The 17,586-nt window shown below is 59.2% G+C and carries 14 protein-coding genes; 12 read left to right on the top strand and 2 right to left on the bottom strand.

The genetic code is table 11. From position 1 onward, the window contains the following. The first annotated feature begins 7 nt into the window (after positions 1 to 7). Genes GSQ75_RS00755 through GSQ75_RS00745 form a run of 3 tightly spaced genes read left to right on the top strand, consistent with a single transcriptional unit; the run spans position 8 to position 2,815 of the window. Complete coding sequence (locus GSQ75_RS00755) at positions 8 to 712, top strand: hypothetical protein (RefSeq protein ID WP_158752642.1); 705 nt, start codon at positions 8 to 10, stop codon at positions 710 to 712. Further along, positions 709 to 1,794 carry a GSCFA domain-containing protein gene (locus tag GSQ75_RS00750; RefSeq protein ID WP_158752641.1) on the top strand — a complete coding sequence of 362 codons (1,086 nt, stop codon included), beginning with the start codon at positions 709 to 711 and terminating at the stop codon, positions 1,792 to 1,794. Before GSQ75_RS00755 ends, GSQ75_RS00750 begins: the two co-directional genes overlap by 4 nt. Further along, on the top strand, positions 1,781 to 2,815 hold the full coding sequence (locus GSQ75_RS00745) for a hypothetical protein (protein WP_158752640.1): 1,035 nt from the start codon (positions 1,781 to 1,783) through the stop codon (positions 2,813 to 2,815). The genes GSQ75_RS00750 and GSQ75_RS00745 overlap by 14 nt, the downstream gene beginning before the upstream one ends. A 21-nt stretch (positions 2,816 to 2,836) precedes the next feature. Here GSQ75_RS00745 and GSQ75_RS00740 read toward each other — a convergent pair whose 3' ends face one another. Then, positions 2,837 to 3,727, bottom strand: a complete 891-nt coding sequence (locus GSQ75_RS00740) for a class I SAM-dependent methyltransferase (RefSeq protein ID WP_158752639.1) — start codon at positions 3,725 to 3,727, stop codon at positions 2,837 to 2,839. Next, on the bottom strand, positions 3,724 to 6,129 hold the full coding sequence (locus GSQ75_RS00735) for a CmcI family methyltransferase (RefSeq protein ID WP_158752638.1): 2,406 nt from the start codon (positions 6,127 to 6,129) through the stop codon (positions 3,724 to 3,726). The genes GSQ75_RS00740 and GSQ75_RS00735 overlap by 4 nt, the downstream gene beginning before the upstream one ends. Positions 6,130 to 6,413: 284 nt before the next feature. On the opposite strand from GSQ75_RS00735, the gene GSQ75_RS00730 reads away from it, so the two are divergent. The 9 genes from GSQ75_RS00730 (at position 6,414) to gmhB (ending at position 17,298) form a co-directional block, all read left to right on the top strand. Further along, positions 6,414 to 7,580 carry a PLP-dependent aspartate aminotransferase family protein gene (locus GSQ75_RS00730; RefSeq protein ID WP_158752637.1) on the top strand — a complete coding sequence of 389 codons (1,167 nt, stop codon included), beginning with the start codon at positions 6,414 to 6,416 and terminating at the stop codon, positions 7,578 to 7,580. Between the two features lie 115 nt (positions 7,581 to 7,695). Further along, the gene (locus tag GSQ75_RS00725) at positions 7,696 to 8,520 is read left to right on the top strand and encodes an ABC transporter permease (RefSeq protein ID WP_254058390.1); all 825 of its coding nucleotides are present in this window, start codon (positions 7,696 to 7,698) and stop codon (positions 8,518 to 8,520) included. Beyond that, positions 8,510 to 9,907 (top strand): ABC transporter ATP-binding protein, encoded by a 1,398-nt coding sequence (locus tag GSQ75_RS00720; protein WP_158752636.1) that lies wholly within the window; start codon positions 8,510 to 8,512, stop codon positions 9,905 to 9,907. Before GSQ75_RS00725 ends, GSQ75_RS00720 begins: the two co-directional genes overlap by 11 nt. Positions 9,908 to 9,912: 5 nt before the next feature. After that, positions 9,913 to 13,269 (top strand): glycosyltransferase, encoded by a 3,357-nt coding sequence (locus GSQ75_RS00715; RefSeq protein WP_158752635.1) that lies wholly within the window; start codon positions 9,913 to 9,915, stop codon positions 13,267 to 13,269. Continuing rightward, on the top strand, positions 13,266 to 14,294 hold the full coding sequence (locus tag GSQ75_RS00710; protein WP_158752634.1) for a dehydrogenase: 1,029 nt from the start codon (positions 13,266 to 13,268) through the stop codon (positions 14,292 to 14,294). Before GSQ75_RS00715 ends, GSQ75_RS00710 begins: the two co-directional genes overlap by 4 nt. Positions 14,295 to 14,302: 8 nt before the next feature. Beyond that, complete coding sequence (locus tag GSQ75_RS00705) at positions 14,303 to 14,881, top strand: D-sedoheptulose 7-phosphate isomerase (RefSeq protein WP_158752633.1); 579 nt, start codon at positions 14,303 to 14,305, stop codon at positions 14,879 to 14,881. 110 nt (positions 14,882 to 14,991) lie between these two features. Further along, positions 14,992 to 16,041: a class I SAM-dependent methyltransferase gene (locus GSQ75_RS00700; RefSeq protein WP_158752632.1), complete on the top strand. Its 1,050-nt coding sequence runs from the start codon at positions 14,992 to 14,994 to the stop codon at positions 16,039 to 16,041. Continuing rightward, positions 16,028 to 16,744 carry a nucleotidyltransferase family protein gene (locus tag GSQ75_RS00695; protein WP_158752631.1) on the top strand — a complete coding sequence of 239 codons (717 nt, stop codon included), beginning with the start codon at positions 16,028 to 16,030 and terminating at the stop codon, positions 16,742 to 16,744. The genes GSQ75_RS00700 and GSQ75_RS00695 overlap by 14 nt, the downstream gene beginning before the upstream one ends. Next, positions 16,744 to 17,298 (top strand): D-glycero-beta-D-manno-heptose 1,7-bisphosphate 7-phosphatase, encoded by a 555-nt coding sequence (gene gmhB / locus GSQ75_RS00690; RefSeq protein ID WP_305791081.1) that lies wholly within the window; start codon positions 16,744 to 16,746, stop codon positions 17,296 to 17,298. The genes GSQ75_RS00695 and gmhB overlap by 1 nt, the downstream gene beginning before the upstream one ends. Positions 17,299 to 17,586: the final 288 nt, after the last annotated feature.

Here is a 17,586-nt window from a genome sequence, read left to right as displayed (position 1 = left end):
CGCAGCCATGCCCGATCCCCTGTGGTGCATTGGGCACAGCCACGTAACCTGCGTGGCGCGAGCCGCTGAAATCACGGGTACGCCGTTGCAGGCATTGAATTTCTGGGGGATGCCCGGCGCGATCGAGCAAGACGATGGCGTGTCGCGGTTGTCGTCGGCGCTTGAGCAACAGTTGAGGCAACATGAGGGGCCGGTATTTTCAATGATCGGCGGCGCGGCGCATGGTGTGCTTGGCATGCTGGTGCATCCGCGGCGTTTTGATTTTGTGTTGCCTGCACAACCGGCATTGCCGCTGGACCCCGCTGCCGAGGTGCTGCCGGCACTCGCAGTACGGCGCGTGCTGGAGTCGCTGATGATGGATTATCTTGCCTTGATGTCGCAGGTTCAGCGGCTTTGCAACGGTCGGCTGTTTCATCTCGAATCACCGCCGCCATTTGCCGATGCCCAGCGCATGCAGGCGGATATTCCATGGGACATGTATCCAGGCATGCGTCACGAGATTTCACCGGCATATTTCCGCTACAAACTGTGGCGCCTGCATTCGCAGATCGTGAGCGACTGGTGCGCCGGGGCCGGGGCAACGTTGGTGCCTTGCCCGCCGCAGTCGGTTGACGAAAGCGGCTTCATGCGCGAGTCGTATTATGGCGACGGTGCTCATGCCAATGCGGCCTATGGCGAGCTGGTGCTGGAGCAGATGAGGCGGCTGGCATGAGCCATCCCTACCTGGATATTCCCGATGCGCAGCGGTGGAGCCGGGCCATGGCTGGGCGCACCAACGAGGCTATCGATCCCGTTTCTTCGCCACCATTCAGGATTGGGGTCGGCAGTCGGGTAGTTACTGCGGGTAGCTGCTTCGCACAGCACGTAGCGCGCCATCTGCGCGAGCAGGGGCATGCCTGTTTCGAAACCGAACCAGCCCATCCGTTGCTCACTCCAGCGTTGGCGGAAGCCTTCAATTACGGCATCTATTCGGCGCGTTACGGCAACATCTACACCACGCGCCAACTGCTTCAGTTATGGCGGCGTGCGACGGGGATATTCGTGCCGGTGGACGACATCTGGGAAGGGGCGGACGGCTGGTACGATCCTTTCCGTCCGGGCATCCAGCCCGGCGGGTTCAGCTCGGCACGCGAATATCAGGAGGATCGTCGCCAGCATTTCGCCGCGGTGCGTCGGGCCTTTGGCGAGATGGACGTGTTCGTGTTCACACTTGGGCTCACCGAGTGCTGGGCCTCACGTGAGGACGGTGCCGTCTATCCGTTGTGTCCCGGTGTGGCCGCTGGCGATTACGACGCTGGCCGGCACGTCCTGCTCAATTTTTCGGTCGACGAAGTGGTGGCCGATCTGCGTGCCTTCATTGACGAGGTGCGCCAGGTGAATCCGCATATGCGAATGATCCTGACCGTGTCGCCGGTGCCGCTTGCGGCCACGGCCGAGCCACGGCACGTGCTGGCCGCCACCACGTATTCCAAGGCGGTGTTGCGGGTGGCTGCGGAGCAACTGTGCCGGTTGCCGGACGTGTATTACTTTCCGGCCTACGAAATCGTCAGTGCGGCAGGTCCGGGGTACTTCGCCGAGGATCGCCGCACGGTACTCGAGCATGGCGTACGCCATGTGATGTCGCTGTTTTCCCGGCATGTGCTGGAGGTATCTTCGTCGACACCGGTCGTGGCATCGTACGAAGATTTCGTGCAGCGGGGGAAGGCCATCGTCGATACGCTGTGCGATGAACAACGACTGGACCCGCCGCAAGGTGATCCGGGATGGCGGGAGAGTAGCGATGATCGAGCATGACCGGCTGGAGGACGGATTCACGCGCGCGCAGGAACTGATGCGGCGGCGGCAGTTCGTCGAGGCAGTCGCATGGTTGAGTGCCTGCCATCGGCAGCAACCGGATGCGCGTTACGAAAGGCTGCTGGCAGAGTGCCGCTACAAGGCGTATCTGATTCGGCCACCGCAATCCACCGTGAAGGGGCCGTGGCCGTTGCCGGTGGCCGATCCTTTTGCCGATATTCATGGCGTGCCGGAGATTGAAGCCAGTCAGCTCAATGCCATCACACTCACAGCCGGCATTCGCTGCCATGGTGCGTTGCTGGTGCGTGGTTTGTTGCAGGAGCCGAAGGCATTGCAACTGGCAACCGGTGTGCAGCAGGCGCTGGAGACCTGCACAGCATGGCATCGCAATGGCATGGGTCCATCCGACTCGCCGTGGTATTCACGGCTGGCATTACCCGATGACTGCGAGATCGAGCCGGCCCGCATCTGGGTAGAAGAGGCGAATGGCGTGTGGACGGTCGATTCGCCGCGCATGTTGTTCGAACTTACCGAACTGTTCGCTTCGAGCGGAGCGGCCGCGGCTATCGCCGGTTACTTCGGCGAGCGGCCGATGCTGTCGGTGGGCAAATCGACCCTGCGCCGCGTGCCCAGCACGATCCGCACGGCTGATTGGCATCAGGACGGGGCATTCATGGGCAGCGACATCCGCAGCGTGAACGTCTGGCTCAGCCTTTCGCATTGCGGTGAGGACGCCTCGGGACTGGAGATCCTGCCACGGCGACTGTCACGGGTGCTGCCGACCGGTAGCCATGGCGCATATTTCGACTGGTCAGTCGGGCCGGGCATGGTCGAAGAGGCTGCCGAAGGCATCGCAACGGTCAGCCCGATATTCGCGCCGGGCGATGCATTGTTGTTCGACCACTTCTTTCTGCACCGTACTGGTATACCGGCGGCGATCGCAAAGGACCGTTACGCCATCGAATCATGGTTCTTTGCACCTTCGGCGTATCCGGCCCAGCAGGTTCCGTTGTGGCTCTGAGTGACAGGCTGTGGTGGCGCGTCATGCTGTCGCTGCGTGGTTCCGGTTCAACAGTTCCAGCTCTTCCAGTCGTTGCCGTTGCGCCTCGATCACCTCACGGGCGCGCTGCAGCGCATCGGTACGCCGGCTGAGGCAAGTCTCGGTCTGGGTGAGGATGGCGCGCAGGTGCATGCCATCGGCCTCCAATGCCAGACAAGCCTCGAGCATGCTGCTGGCGCTGAAGAAGCTGTCGATCAAGGCCTGCAGTGCAGGGGTCATCCGCGCTGCTGGCACGAGGATGCCGAGTCCGTTGAAGAACGGCAGCTTGCGGAAGGTGAATTCGGTGTCTGCGCTGGCGATGTAATCCTCGATCGCGGTGAGCACGCCATTGCGTGGGCCACCTTCCTGCAGCGCATTGGCCAGCACCCCATTCATGCCATGTTCGACCAGTTCGGGCACGCCAGGCAGCATGCCGCGATATGCGTAAGGATGTTTCTGCGAGGCTTCCAGATCGTCCGGGTTGTAGTACATGTCGCGCCTGGCATAAGGCCATGCGACATCATGCGAGATCACGATCGGTGGCGCGTGGCCGGTCTGCTCGGCACGCGCATGCAGTTGATTCAGTTCGCTGTAGACAGTGGCCCAGTTGTGATCGCCATCGATCAGCGCGACATCCGGTGTTTCCAGTTGCGGGATCGCCGCCACACTCTTCAGCGGGAGGTAGCGGTATTCGGCGGGCCCGAACTGAGCCAGTACCTCATGCAGGCTGGCCCGCGGTGCCGGATCGATGATGTCGGCATGTGCGCCGGTGGCACGGCAGTAGGCGAGGATGTTGCTGGTGTTCCAGCCACGATCCGCGCCGATTTCCATGATTCTTCGCGGTTGCGCGGTTTCAATCAGCGGATGGATGTAGCGTTGCCAGAAGCGGTTCATTGCTGGTTCTCCATGAGCGACGGCTGGTCCGGCGCGATCGTGTCCAGTGAAGCATCGTAGTTGGCGGCGGTGCAAAGGCCACCGACCTTGCGCAGGAAGCCGGACGGGCAGGTACTGATCAATTGTCGATTCCAGCTGCGGTCGATTACGAACGGCGAATGGGTGCCGGTGAATTCGCGAATGGTGTGCAGATACTGGTGGCTCGAATAGCCGAGCCATGGCTGCCCGAACAGGGTGCCCAGGCAGATCAGGTAGGAACGGTATGAGACGAGCGCGCCGTAATCCTGCAGCGTCGACAGCGAAAAGGTCTCGGTCGCGCCTGTGGCTTGCAGCGCCAGTACGGCTTCGGCACTGCCGACCCATTGGCGCACTGTGGCGAGGACGTGTGGATCGCCTGGCAAGCCCTGCAGCGCGGTGACGCGCGCTGGCCATGCCGACATGGCCGAAGGCGGGTTCACATGCAGAATCCGCGACGCTGCACCGTCGATCATGCTCAACATGTTGTCGATGAAGGCAACCAGCCCGGCCTCCGCACCTACGACGATGACGGCGTCGGGACGAACCTGCTGAATGATTTCCTGCAGACTGACCAGGTCGGCAGGCGCCACACCGACCGGCTGGCCCAGCCATCTGACCTCGCGCTGCAAGGCGCATTCAGCGTATACCGATTGCAAATGGGCTTGCGCACCCTCGTCGAAATGCAGGGCCAGCTGCCCGGACCGAACCTGTTCGGTGATACCCAGGTGCATCGGCAACAGTGTGCGCTGCCGCACGCCGGTGGCGAATTCCGATGGCATGCGGCCGCGAAAGCTCAGGCGGGAACGGTGCACGCCGGCAAAGTCTTCGCCGCGAAGCGCGCGATAGGCGTTGGCATACGCGCGCACGCGTGAATCCTTCTCGGCGTCGTCCACATTGGTGGTGGTGCCGCCATGGAACTGGTGGAAGCTTGCTTCACCCAGCAGCGAAACCAGCGGGCCGTTGGTGGCATCACTGGCGCGTCGCCACAGATCGAGGTTGGCGAAGCCACCACCGGCCTGGTCGAATGCCTCGTCGAAGCCACCGATGCGATCGTAGAGCGCGGTCGGCAGCATCAGGCAATTGCTTTCGCTGAGACCGTCGAACCAGGGTTCGGGATTTTCGCCAATCGGAGCACCGATGCGGAACAGCTCGTAGCCGTTGGCCGGCCAGCGGATCCGCTCGAATAGCCGGTCCTCCTGCTCGCGGGTGTAGCCGGCCATGGCCAGCCAGCGCTGGTCGCCACCGATGAACCAGTGCCGTACGGCGACCACCGCGTCAGGATGTTCCTGCCATGCGCGCCGTGCTTCGTGGAACACGCCGGGGGTGAGCAGGTGGGCGCCGTCGATCATCAGCGCCAGATACTTGCCGCGTGCTTGCAGCGCCGCCTCATTCAGCGCGGCGCATGGCGAGGTCAGCTGACGGCTGGGGCGCACCAGCCGGAACTGGGGGCCGAAGCTGGCGATCCAGCCCGGGTCCAGCGGCGGATTGGAGCCGTTGTCGATGCACAGCACCTCGTAACTGAGATCACCAGCATCGTGCTGATAATCCCGACTGAGTGAGGTCAGTGTGCGTTCCGCCTCGCGCCGCATATTGTAGAAGTTGACGATTACCGAAAGGTCCACCGTGTCGGCCACCGCTTTACGCTGCAACGGCGAGACACCACGTGTTCGCGGTGCAGTGAGTGCTGCTGCCCCGCGGATACGGAACGGGGATTGCAGCACTGCCACACCGCTATCTGCCATGCGAAGCTCCAGCACATGCAGCAGACCGTCGCCGAGTGCTTCCGGCAACGGCAGGTCGAACCCACAGCAACCGTCATCCTGCTGCAGTTCGGCGATGTCGGCACGCCATTGATTGGCTTCGAAGCGCAGCAGCTCGCGATCACCTTCATGCAGGGACAGGGTCGGTGACCGACCGGTCCCATCGAGCCAGCGGACCCATCCGCGGATACGAGTGGGTCCGCATTGATCCAGTGAGCCATGCAGGCGCGGGGTGCCAATCGGCAAGGGCAGGACATCGGTGACCTGGTCTGCGCAACCCGGCACCAGCGGTGCGGGAACCGTGAACGGACTGCCCGTGAGTTCCCGTCCCATGCCTCCGCCGGCGGCGGCAACCGTGAGGACGGTGCCCGGTGCAGGCAGTGGGTCGAGTGCGATGGCGAAGGCACAGTGGCCGTTACGTTTGCCGGCCATGGCCAGGTCGGCGCGGAATATTGCCGCGTCAGTGCTTCCAAGCAGCACGCCATCTGCACGAACCTCGATCCGCAAATGCGGCTGCTCCGCTCGGGTATCCCATGCCCAGCCGTGCAGTTGGTTGCCCCTCAAACCGTCCACGACACCTTCTATTGCGGTGGATGGTATGGGATTGCGCTGGGTAGGGCTCATGAACATATCTCGCTGGTCGACAGCCGGGCTGACAGAGTGCCGTGGGCATGTCGCGCGCACTGCGGGAAGCGCTAAAGATCGCGTTTTCGGATGTGATGTGCAATACGCCAGCGCATGTACGGGGTAGATCGCGCGGCGCGATGTGTGCGAAATGCTGCAGTTTCAGGCCTGAAGGGTGTGCCTGAATGAATGGATGCACTGGCCGCGGTTCAGCAAAGGCATGCATGGCTAGTAAGATAGGCGCTTTGCCCCCGCGCCCCCTTTCACCGGATGCCATGACAGCCATGAAAAACCGCAGCAAGCCTGATGCACTCGGTCTGGGCACCCGCGCCATCCACGCCGGCCAGCACCCTGACCCCAGCACTGGCGCGATCATGACGCCGATCTATGCCACCTCGACCTATGTGCAGGAGAGTCCGGGCAAGCACAAGGGTTATGAGTACTCACGCACGCAGAATCCCACCCGGATGGCATATGAACGCTGCGTGGCGGATCTGGAGGGAGGTGCAGCCGGTTTTGCGTTTGCCTCCGGCCTGGCCGCCGCCGCGACCGTGCTGGATCTGCTTGATTCGGGTAGCCACGTGATCGCGATGGACGACCTGTATGGCGGCACCTATCGCCTGTTCGAAAAGGTGCGCCGGCGTTCGGCAGGGCTCGACTTCAGCTTCATCGACTTGAACGATGGTGCAGCGCTCAAGGCGGCATTGAAGCCGAACACGCGGATGATCTGGGCGGAGACGCCAACCAACCCCATGCTCAAGCTGGTCGATCTGGCCAAGGTCGCGGCGTTCGCCAAGAAACATGGCCTGATCCTGGTGGTCGACAACACGTTCTGCTCGCCGATGATCCAGCGCCCGCTGGAATACGGTGCGGATCTGGTACTGCATTCGGCGACCAAGTACCTCAACGGCCATTCCGACATGGTCGGTGGCATCGTGGTTGCCGGTGGCAAGGAGCTCGCCGAGCAGATGGGTTTCCTGCAGAACTCGGTCGGCGCGGTGGCGGGTCCGTTCGATTCGTTCCTCGCCATGCGTGGCCTGAAGACCCTGCATCTGCGCATGAAAGCGCATTGCGAGAGCGCGTTGGAACTGGCGAAATGGCTGGAGAAGCATGCGGCCGTGGAACGTGTGATCTACCCGGGCCTCAAGAGCCATCCACAACATGCGCTGGCCAGGCGTCAGATGGACGGTTTCGGCGGCATCATCACCATCGAGGTGAAAGGCGGTCTGAAAAAGGCCCGACGCATGCTGGAGCGCTGCGAGCTGTTCGCGCTGGCCGAGTCGCTCGGTGGTGTCGAGAGCCTGATCGAGCACCCGGCGATCATGACCCATGCCTCGGTGCCGGCGGCCAATCGCAAGCGACTGGGCATCAGCGACGGTTTGATCCGGCTGTCAGTAGGCGTGGAAGATGTGGCTGATCTGCGCAGCGAACTGGCCGAGGCACTGCACTGAGGGAGTTCCAGTAGCGTTGCTTTTGTCGTTCGTCAAAAAAGGTCACCCTGTTCGGGTGCCAGCCCCAACGCGATGTTGCCCGGGGTAATTAATTGCAAAAAATGTTGGAGCAATCATGATTTCAGCCTATCGGCTTGCTGATCCCTTGGTGCCTTATCGGGCATTGCGGCGTCATTTCGCGCTGATCCAGCAAATGACGCGTCGGGATGTCGTTGGCCGCTATCGGGGGTCGTTCATCGGCTTGCTATGGTCGTTCTTCAACCCGTTGCTGATGTTGGCCATCTACACATTTGTTTTCGGCGTGATTTTCAAATCACACTGGACCGGCCAAGGTGCGGAGCATGTGAGCTTTGCGGTGATCATGTTTGCCGGTCTTAATATCAACTCGATGTTCAGCGAATGTGCCAATCGGGCGCCCGCATTGATCATCGACAACACGAACTTTGTGAAAAAGGTCGTATTCCCGCTGGAGACCTTGTCGTGGAGCACGCTTGGATCCGCACTGTTTCATCTGCTGGTCTCGACCGTCGTGTTGCTGGTATTCGCGCTGATCGTACAAAAAAGCATACCGTGGACAGTTGTGTTGTTCCCAGTTGTCGTCGCCGTGTTTCTTCCATTCGTGGCAGGTACGGTTTGGCTGCTGGCCTCGCTCGGAGTATTTCTGCGCGATCTCAAGCAAGTCATCGGCGTGATTACCGTGGCGCTGATGTTCCTGGCGCCCATCTTCTATCCGTTGGAGCAGATTCCGATGCCATATCGTGATCTGCTTTACCTCAATCCACTTACGGTGATCGTCGAAGAGTCACGGAATGTGCTCGTCTGGGGGCTAATGCCAAACTGGCTGGCTCTGGGCGCGTATGCGCTGGCGTCATGTCTGTTTGCATGGTTCGCCTTCGTCTGGTTTGAGCGCTCACGCAAGGGATTTGCCGATGTCCTCTGAGCATGACGAATTGTCGAGCGATGTCGCCATTGCTGTAGAGGGCCTGACGAAGCGCTATGAAATCTATGCGCAGCCGCAGGATCGCCTGAAACAAATGTTTCTGCCGAAGCTGCGGAGCCTCATTGGCGACAAGTCTGCCCGTTACTACAGGGATTTCTGGGCGCTGCGCGATGTCACTTTCAGTGTGAAACGTGGCGAAGCTGTCGGAATCATTGGCCGTAACGGGTCAGGAAAATCGACGCTGTTGCAAATGATTTGCGGCATTTTGACGCCAACGACGGGGAGTGTGCGATCGCCTGGGCGTATCGCCGCATTGCTCGAGCTGGGCGCCGGGTTCAATCCGGAGTTCACGGGCAAGGAAAATATCTTCCTCAGTGGATTGGTCTATGGCATTCCTGAGGACGTATTGAAAAGCCGTTATCAGGATATCGTTGATTTTGCTGAAATAGGCGATCACATTGATCAGCCTGTCAAGACCTACTCAAGCGGCATGTATGTGCGACTGGCATTTGCCGTCGCCTCATTCAGCGACCCTGAAATACTGGTGGTCGACGAAGCCTTGTCGGTTGGGGATGTCTATTTTCAGCGCAAATGCTTTCGCCGGATTGATGAATTGCGTGAGTCGGGTTGCACGCTTCTGTTTGTAACTCACTCTTCCGATACCCTGCTCCAGCTTTGTGACCGTGGCATTGTGCTGGACGCGGGCAGGCTGGTATTCGATGGGCCGACCAAGCCGGCAGTGGCAGAATATCTGCGACGCGTTTTCGGTACGCGCATCAATATCATCGACGATTCGGCGCCGAGTGGGGCAGGCATCCATCGGGTCGAGGGTGCGGCGGAGGAGGATGATCATTTGCATCTCGCTGCCGGTGGGCGGCAGGAGCTATTCGCTTCACGCCCCGGTTACAACCGAGGTGAGGTGCGACTTGGAGATGGCACCGCCACGGTGCTTGATTTTCTCGTCAAGGGCCAGCGGGGTGATTCGCCAATCGTAAATTCGGGCGATAAATTCTGCTTGATGATGAAATACGTATTCAACAGGCCGGCAGAGCGCGTTATCTTTGGAATTCAGATACGCACGCGCGAGGGCCTGGTCGTCTACAGCGCGAATACCTTCACCGTCGAAAACAAGCTGTATGGCTATGCGGCTGGAGACGTCGTTATCAGCGAGTTCAATATGAGGAATTCGCTGCTTCCGGGACAATATTTCATCACCGTAGGCGTCTCCCAATTCGATGAAAGCGGGGTAGATATCGGTGCGTTCGATCGACGGGTTGATTCGATCATCATGACAGTCATTGGGGATATGCGGCACACCAACGGCTTGGCGGATATGGAAATGGATTCGAAAATCACCTTGGAAACTGACGTTGTTTCGGGTAACTAATTCAAGTGAATATATTGCCTGATCAGCTGCTCGTTTCCTCGCCCAACAAGGGCGGCCTGTTCGCGTTTGCTGATGGCAGGTTGATTCAACTTTCGTTTTCGGACGGTACCGGCCTTGTGCAGGCCTCGGGCAAGGTCTTACGCGCGCTGCAGGCGGATGGCGCCAGTTCCATTGGCATATTTGGCGAGCATGGCTTCGACCGTATCCAATTGGCCATTGAGTCGTTGGACATTCATGACCTTCTGTACCTGGATGGAAAGATTTTTGTCGCCTGCACGGAGTTGAACGGCGTCATTGAACTGGATGACGACTTCAACGAGACAAATCGCTGGATCTTTCCTGGCGAACCAGACTCTATTCATCTGAACTGTCTGTGCATCTACAAGGGGAGGCTGCTCGCTTCGACGTTCGGAGACTTCTCCGTTCATCGCGGCTACAAGGGTAATTCAGCCGGGCGTGGCGAAGTGCGTGATGTCATCACGGGACAGGTGATCATTTCCGGATTGTCGCAGCCGCATACGTTATGCGTCGTTGGCGATGACCTGATGCTGTGCAATTCCGCGTCCGGTGAAGTCCTCGTCTACAGAGATGCCGTCTGTATCCGTCGCATTGAAATCGGCGGATATGTTCGGGGCTTGGCGATTGGTAGGGATCATTTCTACGTGGGAGTCAGTATCTCGCGCAATGTCGATGCGGGAGCCGGTGACGGCGTTGAAGCTGCAGAGGTTGTTGTAGTTGATAGAGATAGCGGCCGCATTGCGGCGCGCTATCCTGTGCCTGCCAGGGAAATTTACGATATCCGTATCCTTGGTGCAGATTTCCGGCACGGACTGCTTGCCACAGCGTTTTGTGAGGAAATGGCGATCGCGGCGAAGTCGCTCGATACCGAGCTGACTGAGCGCAATCTCGCATTGGCCTCGTTGCAGCGTGAGCATGGAGAGGTGGCTGCCTGGGGGAAATCGCTAGACGGTGAGTTGACCGAGCGTAATGACATGCTGGGTTCGTTGCAGCGGGAACACGAGGAAGTGGCCACGTGGGCAAGATCGCTGGAATGCGAATTGGCCGACCGCAATACCCTGCTGGCGTCATTGCAGAAGGAGCAGGCGAAGCTCGGCGCGCGCGTGGAAATGCTGAATAGAGAGCTCGCGACGCTGCGCGATCAGCATGAACAGGTATTGAGCTCGAGCTCCTGGAAACTGACGCGACCATTGCGTGCAATGAAACTGTTTCTGCGCGGTGATCTGGATGCGATGCGCGCGATGGCTCCTGCGCGTGGAAGGCGAACAGTCACCCCATTGCCACAACCTGGCGCGGCTTCGGATATCTCATCGCGTCCGCTCGTCGACCGTTCGTCGGGGCCGTCTGCATCGGCTTTGCAAAGCATTGCTGAATTGACTCTCCCGTCCTACCACGAGCCAGTGGTCAGCATCTTGATTGCGGCCTATGGCAATCTCGATATCACCTTGGCGTGCCTGTGCTCGATCGCTGCCCACCCGCCTAAAGTACCCTTTGAAGTGCTTGTGGCTGAGGATGCTTCAGGCGATGCCGATATTCATCTGCTGGCAGGTGTGTCCGGTCTGCGTTTTGTGGTCAATCCGCAGAACCTCGGCTTTCTGAAATCGTGCAATCAAGTCGCCGCCTTGGCCCGCGGGCAATATCTGTATTTTCTCAACAACGATACCGAGGTTACCGAAGGCTGGCTGGACGCCATGCTGGAAATATTCGAACGGTTTCCCGATTGCGGCATGGTCGGCTCCAAACTGGTCTATCCGGACGGCCGTCTGCAAGAAGCCGGCGGTATCCTGTGGAAGGACGGCAGTGCCTGGAACTACGGGCGTATGGACGATCCTTCGCGGAGCATCTACAACTATGTGCGCGAGACCGATTACTGTTCCGGTGCCTCGCTGCTGATTTCCACCGAGCTGTTTGAGCGCCTAGGCCGTTTCGATGAACGCTATGTACCTGCCTACTGCGAGGACTCGGATCTTGCCTTCAAGGTTCGCGAGGCCGGCTTGAAGGTGTACTACCAGCCGCGCTCGGTTGTGATCCACCACGAAGGTATCTCGCACGGCACCGATGTGAATGCCGGTATCAAGGCCTACCAGGTCGAGAATCAGCGACACTTTTTCGAGCGCTGGCGCGACGTGCTGGAGCGTGAACACTTCTCCAACGGCGAGAACGTGTTTCGTGCACGGGGCCGGACCGGCTCGGCGAAGACGCTGCTCATCATCGACCATTACGTTCCCCAACCCGACCGCGACGCGGGTTCGCGTACGATGTGGCAATTCATCCGCATGTTCGTGCACCGCGGCTTCTCGGTGAAATTCTGGTCGGACAACCTGCATAACGATCCCGTCTATGCGCCGTTGCTGCAGCAGTTCGGTGTCGAGGTCATCTACGGCGTCGAGTATCACAAGGGTTTCGAGAAGTGGGTGCGACAACACGGGATAGATCTCGACTGCGTGCTGTTGAGTCGGCCGCATATCTCCATTGGCTTCATCGATGCACTGCGCAAGTACACGCAGGCGCCTTTGCTTTACTACGGTCATGATGTGCACTATTTGCGCCTTGAGGACCAGCTGCGCCTGCAGCCGACGGACAAGACGTTGCGTGCATCATGCGAGATGCAAAGAAAGCTAGAGCACAAAATATGGAAGCTCGTGGATGCGGTGTATTACCCGTCTGAAAGCGAGACCCGGCATGTGCGCGAATGGCTCGATCGATACGCCCCGACGGTCAGGTCATATACCGTGCCGGCCTACGCCTACGAAGAATTCCCGCAACATCCCGACGAAAATCTGTTCGGGCGACATGACCTGATCTTCGTCGCAGGCTTTGCCCACTCACCGAATGCAGACGCGGCGGCGTGGTTTGTGCATGATGTGTTCCCGCTGATCCGCGAGCGATATCCGCATATCCATCTCGATCTGGTGGGTTCCAGTCCGTCCGACGCAGTCAAGGCGTTGCACGGTGGCAGCGTCACCGTCACGGGCTTCGTCACCGATGAAGAACTGGCCGTACGTTACGCGACTGCCCGGGTTGTCGTTGCGCCATTGCGCTACGGTGCTGGCGTGAAAGGCAAGGTGATAGAGGCGATGTACTTCGGCGTACCCTGCGTGACGACATCTGCCGGTGCGCAGGGGCTCGCACAGATCGATGAATTTCTCGCCACGGCGGATGATCCAGCAACGTTTGCTGAACACGTGCTTGCTTATCTCGATGATGATGCCGCTTGGCGCAAAGTGTCCGCTGCCGGCCAGGCCTATGTACGTGCCCATTTCACCGAGGAGGCGCAATGGCGTGCATTCATGCCCGAGGTTGATGCGTCGAACAAGGTCGGCGGCTTGGAGCACAGGTCATGATCGTGCGCGCGCGCGCGCCGCTGAGGCTCGGTCTAGCCGGCGGCGGCACTGACGTATCACCCTATTGCGACGTCTATGGCGGCCATGTCATGAACGTCACCATCGATCGCTATGCGTATGCGATCGTCGGACCAGGCGAAGGGCGGGAATCCTGCTTTCATGCGCTTGACGTTGGCCACAAGGAAAGCCATTCGTGTAATGCCGCTGTTGATTGCAGCGGCCCGCTGCAATTGCTCAAGGGCGTATATGCGCGGGTGTCGCGCGATTTTCTTGATGGCGCGAGTCCGGCGCTTACGGTAAAAACCTTTTCCGATGCGCCGCCGGGTTCAGGTCTGGGTTCGTCCTCGGCGATGGTCGTGGCACTGGTGCAGGCGTTCGTCGAATATTTCTCGCTGCCGCTGGGCGAGTACGAAGTGGCCCAGCTTGCCTATGACATCGAGCGCAAGGATTTGAAGCTGGCCGGTGGCAAGCAGGACCAGTACGCCGCGACCTTTGGCGGCTTCAACTTCATGGAGTTCTATGCGGATGATCGCGTGATCGTCAATCCGCTGCGTATCAAGGACTGGGTGTGGGCCGAACTGGAGGCCTCGCTGGTGTTGTATTTCACGGGGGTATCACGTGCTTCGGCAGATATCATCGACCAGCAGTCGCGCAATATCGGCGACAAGAATCAGGCTTCCATCGATGCCATGCACCAGTTGCGGCAGGAAGCGGTTCAGATGAAGGAATGCATCCTCAAGGGTGATCTTCGTGGGCTCGAGTCGACGCTGCAGGCTGGCTGGGAGGCAAAGAAGAAAACCGCCACCAGTATCAGTAATCCGCTGATCGAGCAGGTTGAACGGACGGCATTCGCTCATGGCGCGCGCGCGGCCAAGGTGTCAGGTGCAGGTGGCGGCGGCTTCATGATGTTTCTCTGCAGTCCAGAAGACCGCATCGGCCTGATTCGTGCATTGCTTGAAAACGGCGGAAGCATCCTGGATTTTCATTTTACCCAACAAGGAGCGACCTCATGGCGCATCACCTGACGTCGTACATGGACAGCGAATTCGACAAGTCCATCAAGCTACTCAACACCATGTCGGTAGACGTGGCGCTGCGCGAATTGACCCTGCGCGCGGTGGCGTTGTCGGTAGATGCATTGAAGCGCGGCAACAAACTGCTATTCGCCGGCAATGGCGGCAGCGCCGCAGACGCACAGCACTGGGCAGGCGAGCTGGTCAGTCGCTTCAACTTTGACCGCCCGGGTTTGGCGGGCATTGCCTTGACCACGGATACCAGCATCCTCACCGCCATCGGCAACGACTATGGCTATGACTACGTCTTCGCGCGTCAGGTCGAAGCGCTTGGCCGCAAGGGAGATGTGCTGTTTGCCATATCCACATCCGGCAATTCAAAGAACATTGTGCGTGCGATTCACGCCGCGCGTGACAGCGGTATCGGCGTTATTGGCTTCACCGGACAGACCGGTGGCGCGATGGCCGAGCTATGCGATATCTGTCTGAATATGCCCACCACCGAAACGCCGAAGGTTCAGGAGGGGCATGAGTTCCTTGGCCATCTCATCTGTGGTCTGATCGAACGAGAGATGTTTGAGTCCCCGAGCGGCCGGTAAGCTCATGGATGGCGCGGTCGTCATGGCGGCCGGGATATAGCGCTTGCTTGGCTTGTCTACCGGACAAGTCGTGAACTGCATCTCGGCTCCGTCAGTAGATGACGGTTTTAATGAAGAATTCTTCAGCGAGTGACAAAGTGGACATGACCTGCCCGGTATGTGTGCTCGGCGAATCGTCGTTCTTCGCGAAAATCGACGGTTACGACTATATGCAATGCAGCACATGCGGCTCTTTGCATATCGACCGCCCTATCCTGGATGAAATCGATGCTGGCAAGAGTCCCCGGCTTTACGACGAGGCCTATTGGCGCGAAGAGCTGCGCTCGGCTGCCGACCGCTCCGGCGGCGAATCGCTGGTGCGTTCCGGCGAGGCAATTTTCTACGCAAGGCGGCCGGTACGGCGCTTTCTGGACATTGGAACAGGCCCGGGCTATCTGCTAGACCAACTTGCGAAGCAGTTTCCTCGGCACGCAGACATGTTTCATGGTGTCGAATTGTTTCCACCCGGTGAGCATAGCCAGCACCCCAATTACCATGTGGGTGAAATCAGTGATCTGCAGGATCTTTTTGATGCTGGTGTATGCATCGAAGTGGTGGAGCATCTCACTCCGCGCATGTTGAATGGGTTGGCGCGTGGTCTGGCGAAGGTAAGTGCGCCAGGGGCATTATGGCTGTTCAATACCGGCATGCCTGATTTGGTCCTCAATCAGGATCCTGGCTATCTCGATCCATTGCATCGTGGCCATATCGTTTCTTATGGGCTAAAAGGCCTGGTACATATTTTCGAACCGCATGGTTTTCGAATCTCCGCAGTGCCCGGTAAAAATTATGCTTTCGTTGCGGAGTTTCAACCGACCGACGATGCGCCGGACTTCGAGTACCGCATTTATCATCCACTGCCCGAAAACAAGGCGCTGCTGGATGAGTCGGGATTGATGTACCAGGCCGCCGCCGAATCGGCGCGTGCATCCTTCTTCTATGAACAGTATTTGGCCAGAACCCGTTGGGCACTGGAATTGCAGCGTGAACGCGAGTCGATGTTCAAGCAGTGGTTCAGGAAATTGCCACCGTCAGCGCAGGCAGCAGCACGCCGTCTGCGTCACAGTTGGCAGGCACTTCAGACGGATAGAAAGAGACCCGCACCCAATGGCAAACATTGACGAAGCCATTATTCTGGCAGGTGGCTTTGGCACGCGACTCAAGAGCCTTGTTAGCGATGTGCCCAAGCCGCTGGCTCCCGTCGGTAATCGCCCTTTCCTCGCCTGGCTGCTCGATTCGCTGGCCGATCAGGGTATGCGCCGGACGATCCTTGCTACTGGCTACATGGGAGAAAAGGTGGCCGGCGTGCTGGGTACACATTGGCGCGGCATGAGCCTGGAGTATTCGCGGGAAGAACAGCCACTGGGAACGGGCGGAGCAATCGTGCAGGCTGCCCAACGACTGCAGGGCGATGCGTTCTTCGCTCTCAATGGGGATACCTGGCTCGCTCTCGACTACTCGGCATTTGACAGACAAGTGTGCGCTCTCGGTGCTCGCCTTGGCATGGCGCTGGCGAGCGTACCCGATGTGTCGCGTTACGGCGCTGTACGCGTTGAACAAGATCGCCGGATCGTCGGGTTCATCGAGAAGGGGCACGTGGGGCCCGGATACATAAATGCCGGTGTCTATCGAGTGGATCGTACGCTCCTGGCGGAATTTCCCGCAGCGTCCAATTTTTCATTCGAAACGGAAGTACTTGTTCCCTTGGTGGCGCATGAGCCAGTGTCCGCTTATACGCATACCAAGGCGTTTATCGATATTGGCGTTCCGCAGGACTACCTGCGCGCACAGGTAGAATTCGCTGCCAGGCAAGGTCCGGCGTAATGTTGATGCGCAAAGCACTTTTTCTCGACCGGGATGGAGTGATCAATGTCGACCACGGCTACGTTTGCACGCCTGAGCGCACTGATTTCATCGATGGGATCTTCGACCTTTGTCGCGCGGCCAAGCAGCGCGGCTATCTGATTGTCGTGGTTACAAACCAGGCGGGTATTGCGCGCGGTTACTATAGTGAGCAGGATTTCATTGCCTATATGGACTGGATGCGCGGTGTCTTCGTGGAGCAGGGGGCGCCGCTGGATGCCGTGTATTACTGCCCGCATCACCCGACCGATGGCATCGGTGACTATCTGCAGTTCTGCGAATGCAGAAAGCCGGAGCCGGGCATGATCCGCTTGGCGCAGCGCGACCTCGACCTCGATCTGGAGTGCTGCTTGCTCGTCGGGGACAAGTCATCCGACATCGAAGCGGGGCAGGCTGTTGGGGTTGGTAGCTGTTTCATGGTTACGGCCACCAGACTTGCGGATTCAGGGCATGTGGCATTCGACGAACATGTCATGAATCGTCTGTTGAGTGCACTGGACGGTATCGAAAACTGAATTCATGGGCGAACCTGGTGGGCGCCGAACTCCGGCTGGAAGAGTCGGCGGCCTGACATCCCCCACGAGCTACGATGCTATAGAAGAACATAGAGCCGGCCAGGCAGCTTCTCTAAGTCGCGTGCGCAACGCGCCGGCGGTCTTGGCTTCAGGTGCCGTCATGCCACAGAGGCTGCTGCGCATAGGTGGTAGCTCGCCCCAGAGAAGCTGTGTTGCCTGAGCAGCTTTTTCGCCGCCGAGCCCGCGGATCTTCCCGCAGGAAGCCAATGTCTGTTCTTCCGAAAGCCA

Source organism: Dyella sp. S184 (assembly GCF_009766065.1).
In the GTDB taxonomy this organism is placed as follows: Bacteria; Pseudomonadota; Gammaproteobacteria; order Xanthomonadales; family Rhodanobacteraceae; genus Rhodanobacter.
The sequence above is the reverse complement of the archived record's forward strand: the minus strand, read 5'-3'. Positions and strand labels throughout refer to the sequence as shown.

Bases quoted from the DNA above. Each gene is read 5' to 3' on its own strand.
- GSQ75_RS00755 (WP_158752642.1), top strand. From the start codon at position 8: ATGCCCGATCCCCTGTGGTGCATTGGGCACAGCCACGTAACCTGCGTG.
- GSQ75_RS00750 (WP_158752641.1), top strand. From the start codon at position 709: ATGAGCCATCCCTACCTGGATATTCCCGATGCGCAGCGGTGGAGCCGG.
- GSQ75_RS00745 (WP_158752640.1), top strand. From the start codon at position 1,781: ATGATCGAGCATGACCGGCTGGAGGACGGATTCACGCGCGCGCAGGAA.
- GSQ75_RS00740 (WP_158752639.1), bottom strand. From the start codon at position 3,727: ATGAACCGCTTCTGGCAACGCTACATCCATCCGCTGATTGAAACCGCG.
- GSQ75_RS00735 (WP_158752638.1), bottom strand. From the start codon at position 6,129: ATGAGCCCTACCCAGCGCAATCCCATACCATCCACCGCAATAGAAGGT.
- GSQ75_RS00730 (WP_158752637.1), top strand. From the start codon at position 6,414: ATGAAAAACCGCAGCAAGCCTGATGCACTCGGTCTGGGCACCCGCGCC.
- GSQ75_RS00725 (WP_254058390.1), top strand. From the start codon at position 7,696: ATGATTTCAGCCTATCGGCTTGCTGATCCCTTGGTGCCTTATCGGGCA.
- GSQ75_RS00720 (WP_158752636.1), top strand. From the start codon at position 8,510: ATGTCCTCTGAGCATGACGAATTGTCGAGCGATGTCGCCATTGCTGTA.
- GSQ75_RS00710 (WP_158752634.1), top strand. From the start codon at position 13,266: ATGATCGTGCGCGCGCGCGCGCCGCTGAGGCTCGGTCTAGCCGGCGGC.
- GSQ75_RS00705 (WP_158752633.1), top strand. From the start codon at position 14,303: ATGGACAGCGAATTCGACAAGTCCATCAAGCTACTCAACACCATGTCG.
- GSQ75_RS00700 (WP_158752632.1), top strand. From the start codon at position 14,992: ATGAAGAATTCTTCAGCGAGTGACAAAGTGGACATGACCTGCCCGGTA.
- GSQ75_RS00695 (WP_158752631.1), top strand. From the start codon at position 16,028: ATGGCAAACATTGACGAAGCCATTATTCTGGCAGGTGGCTTTGGCACG.
- gmhB (WP_305791081.1), top strand. From the start codon at position 16,744: ATGTTGATGCGCAAAGCACTTTTTCTCGACCGGGATGGAGTGATCAAT.